We start from the raw sequence: 12,450 nt of genomic DNA on the forward strand, positions 1-12,450 counted from the left end.
TAGCATCGACGGTGACGTTAGTGCCAAGCCAGAAGTCAGCGTCCGACGTGTACTGTTCAGCTTCCATATCGTGGAGATCAGTTGATGATTTACGAAGGTAAAGCCATCACGGTTAAGGCTCTTGAAAGTGGCATCGTCGAATTGAATTTCGACCTCAAGGGTGAGTCCGTCAACAAGTTCAACCGTCTAACCCTGAACGAACTGCGTCAGGCTGTTGACACCATCAAGGCAGATGCTTCGATCAAGGGCGTGATCGTCAGCAGTGGCAAAGACGTGTTCATCGTCGGCGCCGACATCACCGAGTTTGTCGATAACTTCAAGCTGCCGGATGCCGAGCTGGTGGCTGGCAACCTCGAAGCCAACAAGATCTTCAGCGATTTCGAAGACCTCAATGTGCCGACCGTTGCCGCGATCAATGGCATCGCCCTGGGGGGCGGCCTGGAAATGTGCCTGGCAGCGGATTACCGCGTCATGGCCGCCAGCGCCAAGATCGGTCTGCCGGAAGTCAAGCTGGGCATCTACCCGGGCTTCGGCGGTACTGTGCGCCTGCCGCGCCTGATCGGTGCCGACAACGCCATCGAGTGGATCGCCGCCGGCAAGGAAAACCGTGCCGAAGACGCGCTGAAAGTCGGTGCCGTGGATGCTGTGGTTGCACCCGAGAAACTCAAGGATGCCGCTCTGGCCCTGGTCAAGCGCGCCATTTCCGGCGAGTTCGACTACAAGGCCAAGCGTCAGCCGAAGCTGGAAAAACTCAAGCTCAACGCCATTGAGCAGATGATGGCGTTCGAAACCGCCAAGGGCTTCGTGGCTGGCCAGGCCGGCCCGAACTACCCGGCACCGGTCGAAGCGATCAAGACCATCCAGAAAGCGGCCAACTTCGGTCGCGACAAAGCCCTGGAAGTGGAAGCAGCCGGTTTCGTCAAACTGGCCAAGACTTCGGCCGCACAAAGCCTGATCGGTCTGTTCCTCAACGACCAGGAATTGAAGAGAAAGGCCAAGGCCTACGACGAAATCGCCAAGGACGTGAAGCAGGCCGCCGTACTCGGCGCCGGCATCATGGGGGGCGGCATCGCCTACCAGTCGGCGTCCAAAGGCACGCCGATCCTGATGAAGGACATCAACGAGCACGGTATCGAGCAGGGTTTGGCGGAAGCCGCGAAACTGCTGGTGGGCCGCGTTGACAAGGGTCGCATGACCGCCGCGAAGATGGCTGAAGTGCTCAACGGCATTCGTCCGACCCTGTCCTACGGCGATTTCGGCAACGTCGACCTGGTGGTCGAAGCCGTGGTCGAGAACCCCAAGGTCAAGCAGATCGTGCTGGCCGAAGTGGAAGCTCAGGTCAAGGAAGACACCATCCTGGCGTCCAACACCTCGACCATTTCCATCAGCCTGCTGGCCAAGGCCCTCAAGCGTCCGGAAAACTTCGTCGGCATGCACTTCTTCAACCCTGTGCACATGATGCCGCTGGTGGAAGTGATCCGTGGCGAGAAGTCCAGCGAGCTGGCCGTTGCCACCACCGTTGCCTACGCCAAGAAAATGGGCAAGAACCCGATCGTGGTCAACGACTGCCCGGGCTTTTTGGTCAACCGCGTGCTGTTCCCGTATTTCGGCGGCTTCGCCAAGCTGGTCAGCGCCGGTGTGGATTTCGTGCGCATCGACAAGATCATGGAAAAATTCGGCTGGCCAATGGGCCCGGCGTACCTGATGGACGTGGTCGGTATCGACACCGGCCACCACGGTCGCGACGTCATGGCTGAAGGTTTCCCGGATCGCATGAAGGACGACCGCCGCTCGGCCGTGGACGTGCTTTATGAGGCCAAGCGCCTGGGACAGAAGAACGGCAAGGGTTTCTACGCCTACGAAACCGACAAGAAGGGCAAGCAGAAGAAGGTTGCCGATCCATCGGTACTGGAAGTGCTCAAGCCGATTGTCTACGAGCAGCGTGAAGTCACCGACGAAGACATCATCAACTGGATGATGATCCCGCTGTGCCTGGAAACCGTTCGTTGCCTGGAAGACGGCATCGTCGAAACCGCTGCCGAAGCGGACATGGGCCTGGTCTACGGCATTGGTTTCCCTCCATTCCGTGGCGGTGCGCTGCGCTACATCGATTCCATCGGTGTTGCCCAGTTCGTTGCCCTGGCCGACCAGTACGCCGATCTGGGCGCGCTGTACCACCCGACCGCGAAGCTGCGTGAAATGGCCAAGAACGGCCAGAGCTTCTTCGGTTAAGCGCCCACACTAGAGCGAGAGTGAACATATGAGCTTGAATCCTAGAGACGTCGTGATTGTCGACTTCGGTCGTACTCCGATGGGCCGCTCCAAGGGCGGCATGCACCGCAACACCCGCGCCGAAGACATGTCGGCGCACCTGATCAGCAAACTGCTGGAGCGCAACACCAAGGTCGATCCGGCGGAAGTCGAGGACGTGATCTGGGGCTGCGTCAACCAGACTCTGGAACAAGGCTGGAACATCGCGCGCATGGCGTCGCTGATGACCCAGATCCCCCATACTTCGGCTGGCCAGACCGTCAGCCGTCTGTGCGGTTCGTCCATGAGTGCGCTGCACACTGCAGCGCAGGCGATCATGACCGGCAACGGTGACGTATTCGTCGTGGGCGGCGTCGAGCACATGGGCCACGTGAGCATGATGCACGGTGTCGATCCGAACCCGCACATGTCCCTGTACGCGGCGAAAGCCTCGGGCATGATGGGCCTGACTGCCGAAATGCTGGGCAAGATGCATGGCATTACCCGCGAACAGCAGGACGCCTTTGGCTTGCGTTCCCACCAGCTCGCCCACAAGGCGACCGTGGAAGGTAAGTTCAAGGACGAAATCATCCCGATGCAGGGCTATGACGAGAACGGTTTCCTGAAACTGTTCGACTACGACGAAACCATTCGTCCCGAAACCACCCTGGAAAGCCTGGCGGCCTTGAAGCCGGCGTTCAACCCCAAGGGCGGTACCGTGACTGCCGGTACTTCGTCGCAGATCACCGACGGTGCCTCGTGCATGATCGTGATGTCGGCCCAGCGGGCTCAGGATCTGGGTATTCAGCCGATGGCGGTGATCCGTTCCATGGCCGTGGCGGGTGTGGATCCGGCGATCATGGGCTATGGTCCAGTACCGGCCACGCAGAAAGCCCTGAAGCGCGCAGGCCTGGGCATCAACGACATCGACTTCTTCGAGCTCAACGAAGCTTTCGCCGCACAGGCCCTGCCAGTGCTGAAAGATCTGAAAGTGCTCGACAAGATGAACGAGAAGGTTAACCTGCACGGCGGCGCGATCGCCCTGGGTCACCCGTTCGGTTGCTCCGGTGCACGTATCTCCGGGACCCTGCTCAACGTCATGAAGCAGAATGGCGGCACCTTCGGTGTGTCCACCATGTGCATCGGCCTTGGCCAGGGCATCTCGACCGTCTTCGAACGCGTTTAAGCGTTGGGTGGATGGAAGCCGGGGCCCTGTGCCCCGGTTTTTGTTTTTCTGCGGATTTATTTGTTTTTATTTTGAAAAGAATTGCACGAGGGCCAGAGCATGCAGTTACAACCCGGGCTCTATCAGCATTACAAGGGGCCGCAGTACCGCGTTTTCAGCGTGGCGCGGCACTCGGAAACGGAAGAAGAAGTGGTGTTCTATCAAGCCCTGTATGGGGATTACGGTTTTTGGGTACGCCCCTTGAGCATGTTCCTGGAGTCGGTCGAAGTTGACGGCGAGCAGGTCCCACGCTTTGCTTTGGTGCAGGCCGAACCCAGTCTTTTTTCACCGGCATAAGTGCCAGTCGCGCAGTACCCTGCGCTTGACCTCACCTTGTTGCCACTATATATAGCGGGGCCGCGTCAGGCGCCAACCGCCTTTCTCTTCTCGAATTCAGGAATTTTCCGATCCATGGGCAAATCGCTGGTCATTGTGGAATCCCCGGCTAAGGCCAAGACCATCAACAAGTACTTGGGCAACCAATACGTGGTGAAGTCGAGTATCGGCCATATCCGAGACCTGCCCACCAGCGGTTCGGCCAGTGCCGCCAAAGAGCCGGCCGCCAAGCGTGGCAAGGCCGCTGCGGGCGAAACTGCGGCCCTGTCGCCGAAGGAAAAAGCGCGCAAGCAGCTGGTGTCGCGCATGGGCGTCGACCCCGAGCACGGCTGGAAGGCCAAGTACGAAATCCTTCCTGGCAAGGAAAAGGTCATCGAAGAGCTGCGCCGCCTTGCCAAGGATGCCGACACCATCTATCTCGCAACGGACTTGGACCGCGAAGGGGAGGCCATTGCCTGGCACCTGCGGGAAGCCATCGGCGGTGATGACAGCCGCTACAAGCGCGTGGTGTTCAACGAAATCACCAAGAAGGCGATCCAGGAAGCCTTCTCCCAGCCGGGCGAGCTGGACATTCATCGGGTCAACGCACAGCAGGCCCGGCGCTTTCTTGACCGTGTGGTGGGCTACATGGTCTCCCCGTTGCTGTGGGCGAAGATTGCCCGTGGCCTGTCCGCCGGTCGTGTACAGTCGGTAGCCGTGAAGCTGGTGGTGGAGCGCGAGCGTGAGATTCGCGCCTTCATTCCGGAAGAGTACTGGGAAGTCCACGCCGACCTGGGCACTGCCAAGGGCTCGAAGGTGCGCTTCGAAGTGGCTCGCGAGAACGGTGAAGCCTTCAAGCCGCTCAACGAAACCCAGGCCATGGCTGCCCTGGAGAAGCTCAAGGCTTCGGCCTACAGCGTCGCCAAGCGTGAAGACAAGCCCACCAGCAGCAAGCCGTCAGCGCCATTTATTACCTCCACCCTGCAGCAGGCCGCGAGCAACCGCCTGGGCTTCGGGGTGAAGAAGACCATGATGATGGCCCAGCGTCTGTATGAGGCCGGCTACATCACCTACATGCGTACCGACTCCACCAACCTCTCGGCTGATGCCGTGGCGATGGCGCGGACCTATATCGAAGACGAGTTCGGCAACAAGTACCTGCCGGCCTCGCCCAACGTCTACAGCAGCAAGGAAGGGGCCCAGGAGGCGCACGAAGCGATTCGTCCGTCCGACGTCAACACCCATCCAAGCAAACTGTCGGGCATGGAACGTGACGCTGAGCGGCTCTACGAGCTGATCTGGCGCCAGTTCGTCGCCTGCCAGATGCTGCCGGCGCAATACCTGTCCACCACCGTCAGCGTGGCTGCTGGGGACTTCGAGCTGCGCGCCAAGGGCCGCATCCTCAAGTTCGACGGCTACACCCGGGTCATGCCGCAGATCAGCAAGCCAGGTGATGACGATGTGCTGCCGGACATGGCCCAGGGCGAAGTGCTGAAGTTGATCAAGCTCGACCCAAGCCAGCACTTCACCAAGCCGCCAGCGCGCTATTCCGAAGCCAGCCTGGTGAAGGAAATGGAAAAACGCGGCATCGGTCGTCCTTCGACCTATGCGGCGATCATTTCGACCATTCAGGATCGCGGCTACGTAACCCTGCACAACCGTCGGTTCTATTCGGAAAAGATGGGTGACATCGTCACCGAACGTCTCTCCGAAAGCTTCTCCAATCTCATGGACTACGGCTTCACCGCCGGCATGGAAGAGAACCTCGATGACGTGGCCCAGGGCGAGCGCGACTGGAAGAACGTCCTTGATGAGTTCTACGGCGACTTCAAGAAGAAACTCGAAGTGGCCGAGGGCGCCGAAAGCGGCATGCGCGCCAACCAGCCGGTCATGACGGATATTCCATGCCTGACCTGCGGTCGGCCGATGCAGATTCGCACCGCCTCCACTGGTGTGTTCCTCGGTTGCTCGGGCTACAGCCTGCCACCCAAGGAGCGTTGCAAGGCCACCGTCAACCTGGTGCCGGGCGACGAGATCGCCGCGGACGACGAGGGCGAATCCGAATCCCTGGTACTGCGTGGCAAGCACCGTTGCCCGATCTGCAGCACGGCGATGGACGCTTACCTGCTGGATGAAAAGCGCAAGCTGCACATCTGCGGCAACAACCCGGACTGCGCCGGCTACGAGATCGAAGAGGGCAGCTACCGGATCAAGGGCTACGAGGGCCCGAGCCTGGAATGTGACAAGTGCGGCAGCGAGATGCAGCTCAAGACCGGTCGTTTCGGCAAGTTCTTCGGTTGCACCAACGCCACTTGCAAGAACACCCGCAAGCTGCTGAAAAGCGGTGATGCGGCGCCGCCGAAGATGGATCCGGTGAAGATGCCTGAGCTGAAATGCGAGAAGGTCAACGACACCTACATCCTGCGCGACGGTGCTTCGGGCCTGTTCCTGGCTGCCAGCCAGTTCCCGAAAAACCGTGAAACCCGGGCGCCATTGGTGCTGGAGTTGATCCCGCACAAGGACGAGATTGATCCGAAGTACCACTTCCTCTGCGAAGCACCGAAGAAGGACCCAGAGGGGCGTCCTGCGGTGGTGCGCTATAGCCGCAAGACCAAGGAGCAGTACGTGCAGACCGAGGTTGATGGCAAGCCTACCGGCTGGCGCGCGTTCTACGACGGTGGCACCTGGAAGGTCGAAGACAAGCGCTAGGCACTGATTGTGTCGAGGGGCTTGCTTGCTCCTCGAATTGGCGCCGTACAGGGCCGCATGATTCCGCTGGGAGTCATGCGGCCTTTTTTTTGCCTTGCGGTGCGCGGGAGTGATCCTTGAAACTGTGCCATCCGCATCTGGTTCTCTTCTTGTAGTGGAGGCTGCCTACATGGCCCACGAGCTCTATACCCGTACCAATCAGAAAATCTACTTTGCCGGCCTGGCGCTCGAAGCCCTGGCTCGGGCCGAAGAGGGGCGGGCGATGAATGCCCAGGCGCTGGTCCAGGCGGGGCGCGAGTCGGTGCTGTTCCATCTCTACGGTGCCTTGCTGGGGCTATGCCACGAGATCGCCGGGTTCTACCGTCTGCCACAGGCCAGTGCTGCCCGGGTCGAGCAGATCCTTAATCGTGAGGTGCTGGACAGCATTGCCATTCCCGAACTGGCGGAACTGCTGGAGCTGGCGCAGAGTCCACAGACCTGGCTGGCGCAACTGTTGTCCGCTTACAACGAGCTGTTTCAACCGCCGCGAGCGCCGCACAAGCCCAAGGGTGACGTGACCCAGCCGCTGATTGTGGCGGTTAATCTGGACGAGCCGGAGCCGGCGCCGGAACTGAGCCGGGAAGAACTGGAGAGCTGGCGGCAGAATCTCAAGGCCCTGGCCATTCGTTTTCGAGATGGCTTGAACGAGTGTTGAGCCTGAGCGTCGCTTGACGGGCGGCGCCTTCAATTGATCAAGGAAGATGCATGTTGTTCTTCTTGCGTGACCAGGCGCTGGTACGCCTGCTGGGCGATTGCCAGATGCGAGTCATCAACGCTCAGTCCAAGGCGGACCTGCTTGAGGTGCTTGACCGGCTGGAGGTATTCCCCGGCGGCCTGGCGTTCGATCATGCGCAGTCAATAACGCTTCTGGTGCTGGCGTTTGCTTCGCTTGCGGCTGCGTTGCTGATGGACGGCATGGGCGGGATGTTCTGGGTGTTTGTGGCTTTGTGTTTCTTCAGCTATCGGGTCAGCAAAGGTATCTCTGGGGTATCGACCGATCTGGCGGCGAGCATTACCCGCAAGTGCATGATGCTTGGCAATGACTTGAGGGAATTCGACAGTAGCGCCGACTGGCGCCTGAAGAGACTGGACAATGAATTCACCGATTACCGTCGGGGCAGCGAGAGTGAGCGGCGCCGTATCCTGGACTCGCTCCAAGGAGTATATCGAGGAGAGCGACATTCGCTGGCATTCGAGTATCACCAGCTGCGATATGTGATCTCCAGTTGGGAGCGCGGGGCCGGTGGAGACCTCAAGACGGTTTACACGAACTACCAGCGCTACAGTCTGGTGGTGGATTTTCCCTGGGTGAGAGAGATTGCACTTCGATCCAGCCCCCTGGAAATACAGCTGTCGGGGCAGCCCTTCAAGACCGATCGCGAGGATTTCAATCAGACCTTTGTGCTGCGCGGCAATGACCCGGCCTCTTGTGAACGCTTCGCCACGCCTGCGACGCTGGACCTGCTGCTGGAACTTTCGCGTCAGCTTCATGGGGTCAATCTGGAGTTCTCTGGCCAGGGACGGCTCTGCCTGAGCTTCAACAACGAAGACATCATGGCCCATGCCGATCCGGGGGCGTTGAGTGATCTGACGGTCTTTCGTGAGCGGATCGAGGCGGGCATCGAGTTGCCGAAGCTGTATCCGCTGTTGGGGTTGATAGAGCGACTGGCCTGGCAGCACGACGGTCATGCTGTTGCTGCTGTCGTCCCACAGGTTGTGGACTCCAGCGAATTGATCAAGGAAGAGTGATGCAGTTTCTCAAGCATGATGCCGAGCTGGTCCGGTTGTTGGCCACTTGCGACGCCGAGGTGGCGCGGGCCAGGACCAACGACGACCTGTTGCAGGTCATCGGCAGGCTCCAATCCTTCAAGGGCGGCTTGAAGTTCGATCATGCCCAGCCCCTGGTGCTGGTGATGCTGGCGATTGTTGCGGCGATCCCGGCCATGGCAGGCGTGGTGGTGATGTGGTTCATCGCGGCGTGTTTAGGCGTTGCCAGTCTGATCATCTGGATGAGTCGTAAAGCCGCTGTTGATGAGTTGCCTATGAGGATCGCTCGCCGATGTTCATTCCTCAGTAATGGCCTTTCGGACCCGGGTGGAACAGCTGAAGAGCGTTTCACGCAACTGAGCGGCGAGTTCGAGGACTATGAACGCGGTAACGACAGCCGCCGCATCGTGGACTCCGCCGGGGGAACCTACCAGGGTGCGCGCCATCAGTTGCCCTTTGTCTTTCACCACTTGCGTTATGTGAATTCCCACTACAAATCCAAATCCGATGGCGAAAGTGAACGGGTTTACGAGAGCTTCGATCGTTTCAGCCTGGTGGTGGATTTTCCCTGGGTCACGGGCGTGATGGTGTGCAGTGATCTGCCGAAGAAAAAGCGTACAAAGCGTAAAGTCTTCGAGACCACTTCTGATGACTTCAACAGAAACTTCATTTTTACCGGGGACAGTGAGCTGGCCTGTGCCAAGTTCGCGACCCCTACCACCCTGGCTTTTTTGCTGAGGCTGTGCCGGCGGCTGAAGAAGGTGAACCTGGAATTTTCCAATGAGGGGCGTCTGTGCCTGAGCTTCGATGACGCCGAGGTCATGGCCTATAAGGATCCTGGAACCTTCGAGGACTTATCGGGCTTCTACGCCAATATCAAGCAGGGACTGGAGTTGCCAGGTCTGTTTCCGGTGCTGGCGCTGGTGCATGAACTGGCGGAATTGCATGACAACAATTTCGACCTTCCGATGAAGGTCGCTGATGAAAGGGAGCAATAGGGTATGGAGTTGTTGTTGGTCATTGCGATCGCTTTGGGCGTTCTGGCCTATGTGCACTACAACAAGATCGTCAGCGCACACAACCGCGCCCAGCGAGCCTGGTCGGACGTGCTGACCTACCAGCGGCAGCGAATCAAGGTGCTGGATCTGCTGGAACCGCAAGTGGCCGGTTTTCAGGCGTATGAGAGCCAACTGCTGGAGAAGATCGTTGGCTTGCGTAGCGCCATTGGCAGCTTGCCATCTGCTGCCGATGGCGATGCGTTGAAGTCGGTCGACGAGGGCAGCAAAGCCCTGTTGGGGGGCTTGAACCTGGCGTTTGAGGCCTATCCGGATCTCAAGTCCGCCACCCTGTTGAGCAACCTGATGCGTGAGGTTGCCGAGCAGGAAGGCAATATCGGCGGAGCCATCACCCTGTTCAACCTGAATGTGGAGCATTTCAACAACTCCATTCAGATGTTCCCCGGTTCCTTGGTTAATCGGTTGAGCTTGAACAAGTCGCTGATCACGCCATTTTCCGACAGCCAGGCTTCGGCGGGTTTTGAATACAAGCCGAATTTCTGAGGCGGGCTGGCACGGTGTTTTGAGGGCTGAAGTGCCGCATTTCTTGAAGGGAACAGGGGCTCATGCCTGTTGAACGGCGCCACGTCTGGTGCAAGATCCTGAGCGGGGCGGGGGTGATGACTGATATAATCCCCGCCTTTCGTGGAGACCAGACCTTTATGCCAACGTCCTTTCTAGAAATTGTCGAGTTGCCAGACGGCCGTATCGAGCTGCGCAGAGCTGAGGACGAGGGTTCTCTGGTTACTTTGGATTTCTCCGAGGATGCCAAAGCCTTTTTGCAAGGTCAGCATGTCGAGGTGGCCAAGGCCATGTTGAGCGTCGGTGTGCAGATGGCCGGACGCCTGGTGGAGGGTGAAATCGACAAGGAAGACGGTCCGCGGGTTCTTCACTAAGCCCGTTTATCGGTTTTCTTCCGGTTGTTCGTCATATTTTTCTCGGCTTCTCAATCCTGGAGAAGCCTCGTGCTTTTCAAGCGCATTGTGCAGTGACTTCCCGGTGTTTATCCCAGGCGAATATTCAGGCTTTGCGCATCGCCCGTGCGTGCGGCGCTGATCAACTGTTGCCGTGCGCTAGTGCTCAATGGGTTCAGCCAACTGACCACTGTGTGGCTGCGCCCCAGGCGCAGTGCTTCGCAAGCCAGTTGCTGTGGGCTCTGAGAGCCTCGGGGGTGAAGCAGCAGGATGCGTTCGCGATTCAGGCCGGCATCCCGCAGCCAGCTTTGGGTCAGGCTTGAGGGTGGGGCGATCAAGGTCAGCCACCGGGCGTCCTGCTCCTGGCTCAACTCTCTGAGGATGGGGGCCAGGAGGTTCAGGCAGTTCCCGGCGGCGCCGCGTAACGACAGTTCGCTGAAAGCCTCTGGATCTTTATTCCAGGGCGACTCGGCCACTTCTTTGAGCGCAGGCGCCAATGGCTGGGCCAGGAACGCTTCAAACAACGGCAGTTGGGCTTGCTGTGGTGTATGGGGGAACTGCATGGAGCCTCCTTTAGCGGCGAATGACGCCGACACTCAAGCCTTCGATCACCAGCTCCTGATCTTTCAGGTTGACTTCGATGGGGGCGAAATCAGGGTTTTCGGCGATCAGCCAGACTTTGCTGCCTTCGCGCTTGAAGCGCTTGACCGTGACTTCATCGCCGATGCGTGCCACCACCACCTGGCCGTTGCGGGCCTCGCGGGTGGTATGCACTGCCAGCAGGTCACCGTCGAAGATGCCAATGTCCTTCATGCTCATGCCGTTGACCCGAAGCAGGTAGTCGGCGCGCGGATGGAAGAAGGTCGGGTTGATGTTGCAGGATTCTTCAATGTGCTGCTGGGCGAGGATGGGGGCGCCAGCGGCAACGCGGCCGATGATGGGCAGCGTGTCGTCGGGCTTGGCTTCGAAGCCCGGGATGCGGATGCCGCGAGAGGCTCCAGGGGTCATCTCGATGGCGCCTTTGCGGGCCAGGGCCTTGAGGTGTTCTTCGGCGGCGTTGGGCGACTTGAAACCCAGCTCCTGGGCGATCTCGGCGCGGGTGGGCGGATAGCCGTTGTCTTCAAGGCAGCGTTTGATAAAAGCCAGAATCTCAGCTTGGCGTGGCGTCAGTTTTAGCATGTCGATCGCTCTGTCTTTTTATACAGTGACTGGGATTATATACAGTGAACGTCGCTTGGCAATCCTCCATTTGCCGTGGTCAGCCGGGCGGTTGTCATTGCGGGGTAGCAATCCAGCACTCAAGGCTGGCTACAGACCGCGGCAGGTATGATTAAATAGCGCGCCGGACGGCCTTCGCAGGGGCGCGCGGACTTGACATTGATGAGCCTGAAACGTATGTTTCAAACAAGTGTTTGTCAGGCGGAGTAGCCATGGCCCAGTCGGAAACCGTTGAACGCATTCTCGATGCTGCCGAGCAGTTGTTCGCGGAAAAAGGTTTTGCCGAAACCTCGTTGCGGCTGATTACCAGCAAGGCCGGGGTCAACCTGGCAGCGGTCAACTATCATTTCGGTTCCAAAAAGGCCCTGATTCAGGCGGTGTTCTCGCGCTTCCTCGGGCCGTTCTGCGTCAGTCTCGATCGTGAGCTGGAGCGGCGTCAGTCCAAGCCGGACAGCAAGCCGAGCCTGGAAGAACTACTGGAGATCCTGGTCGAGCAGGCGTTGGTGGTGCAGCCACGCAGCGGCAACGACCTGTCGATTTTCATGCGTTTGCTGGGGCTGGCTTTCAGCCAGAGCCAGGGGCATCTGCGGCGTTATCTGGAAGACATGTACGGCAAGGTGTTTCGCCGCTACATGCTGCTGGTCAACGAGGCGGCGCCACGTATTCCGCCCATCGAATTGTTCTGGCGCGTGCATTTCATGCTGGGTGCCGCGGCGTTCAGCATGTCCGGAATCAAGGCGTTGCGGGCGATTGCCGAAACCGATTTCGGGGTCAACACCTCCATCGAACAGGTGATGCGCTTGATGGTGCCTTTCCTCGCTGCCGGCATGCGTGCCGAAACTGGCGTCACCGACGAAGCCATGGCCAGCGCCCAGCTCAAGCCGCGCAGCAAAACCGCTCCGGCAGCTGCCAAGGCGTGATCCCACGGGTGGGCGCGACTGCTTACATCCGCTAAGCT

General features: G+C 59.3%; 12 protein-coding genes. 10 read left to right on the forward strand and 2 right to left on the reverse strand.

Going from position 1 to position 12,450, the window contains the following annotated elements:
- Positions 1–84: 84 nt before the first annotated feature.
- The 9 genes from fadB (at position 85) to PST29_RS10180 (ending at position 10,256) form a co-directional block, all read left to right on the forward strand.
- Entirely contained in the window at positions 85–2,232 is a 2,148-nt protein-coding gene (fadB, locus tag PST29_RS10140; RefSeq protein WP_060838350.1) for a fatty acid oxidation complex subunit alpha FadB, read from the forward strand.
- A gap of 28 nt (positions 2,233–2,260) precedes the next feature.
- The gene (gene fadA, locus PST29_RS10145) at positions 2,261–3,436 is read left to right on the forward strand and encodes an acetyl-CoA C-acyltransferase FadA (protein WP_016964860.1); all 1,176 of its coding nucleotides are present in this window, start codon (positions 2,261–2,263) and stop codon (positions 3,434–3,436) included.
- Positions 3,437–3,535: 99 nt separating this feature from the next.
- Positions 3,536–3,772: a DUF1653 domain-containing protein gene (locus tag PST29_RS10150; protein WP_019093731.1), complete on the forward strand. Its 237-nt coding sequence runs from the start codon at positions 3,536–3,538 to the stop codon at positions 3,770–3,772.
- 114 nt (positions 3,773–3,886) lie between these two features.
- Positions 3,887–6,499 (forward strand): type I DNA topoisomerase, encoded by a 2,613-nt coding sequence (gene topA, locus PST29_RS10155; RefSeq protein ID WP_060838351.1) that lies wholly within the window; start codon positions 3,887–3,889, stop codon positions 6,497–6,499.
- A 169-nt stretch (positions 6,500–6,668) separates the two neighbouring features.
- Positions 6,669–7,193 carry a DUF6586 family protein gene (locus PST29_RS10160; RefSeq protein ID WP_060838352.1) on the forward strand — a complete coding sequence of 175 codons (525 nt, stop codon included), beginning with the start codon at positions 6,669–6,671 and terminating at the stop codon, positions 7,191–7,193.
- Between the two features lie 50 nt (positions 7,194–7,243).
- Positions 7,244–8,287, forward strand: a complete 1,044-nt coding sequence (locus PST29_RS10165; RefSeq protein WP_060842977.1) for a hypothetical protein — start codon at positions 7,244–7,246, stop codon at positions 8,285–8,287.
- Positions 8,287–9,303 carry a hypothetical protein gene (locus PST29_RS10170; RefSeq protein WP_060842978.1) on the forward strand — a complete coding sequence of 339 codons (1,017 nt, stop codon included), beginning with the start codon at positions 8,287–8,289 and terminating at the stop codon, positions 9,301–9,303. Before PST29_RS10165 ends, PST29_RS10170 begins: the two co-directional genes overlap by 1 nt.
- A 3-nt stretch (positions 9,304–9,306) precedes the next feature.
- Entirely contained in the window at positions 9,307–9,864 is a 558-nt protein-coding gene (locus tag PST29_RS10175; RefSeq protein WP_060838355.1) for a LemA family protein, read from the forward strand.
- Positions 9,865–10,022: 158 nt separating this feature from the next.
- On the forward strand, positions 10,023–10,256 hold the full coding sequence (locus PST29_RS10180) for a hypothetical protein (protein WP_011060267.1): 234 nt from the start codon (positions 10,023–10,025) through the stop codon (positions 10,254–10,256).
- Positions 10,257–10,363: 107 nt separating this feature from the next.
- Here PST29_RS10180 and sulA read toward each other — a convergent pair whose 3' ends face one another.
- Together sulA and lexA are read right to left on the reverse strand one after the other, a co-directional pair.
- Positions 10,364–10,837 carry an SOS-induced cell division inhibitor SulA gene (sulA, locus tag PST29_RS10185; RefSeq protein WP_060838356.1) on the reverse strand — a complete coding sequence of 158 codons (474 nt, stop codon included), beginning with the start codon at positions 10,835–10,837 and terminating at the stop codon, positions 10,364–10,366.
- Positions 10,838–10,847: 10 nt separating this feature from the next.
- Entirely contained in the window at positions 10,848–11,453 is a 606-nt protein-coding gene (gene lexA / locus PST29_RS10190; RefSeq protein WP_060838357.1) for a transcriptional repressor LexA, read from the reverse strand.
- A 251-nt stretch (positions 11,454–11,704) separates the two neighbouring features.
- On the opposite strand from lexA, the gene PST29_RS10195 reads away from it, so the two are divergent.
- Complete coding sequence (locus PST29_RS10195) at positions 11,705–12,412, forward strand: TetR/AcrR family transcriptional regulator (RefSeq protein WP_060838358.1); 708 nt, start codon at positions 11,705–11,707, stop codon at positions 12,410–12,412.
- Positions 12,413–12,450 lie beyond the last annotated feature (38 nt).

Origin of the sequence: Pseudomonas sp. St29 (assembly GCF_001547915.1) — a bacterium.
In the GTDB taxonomy this organism is placed as follows: Bacteria; Pseudomonadota; Gammaproteobacteria; order Pseudomonadales; family Pseudomonadaceae; genus Aquipseudomonas.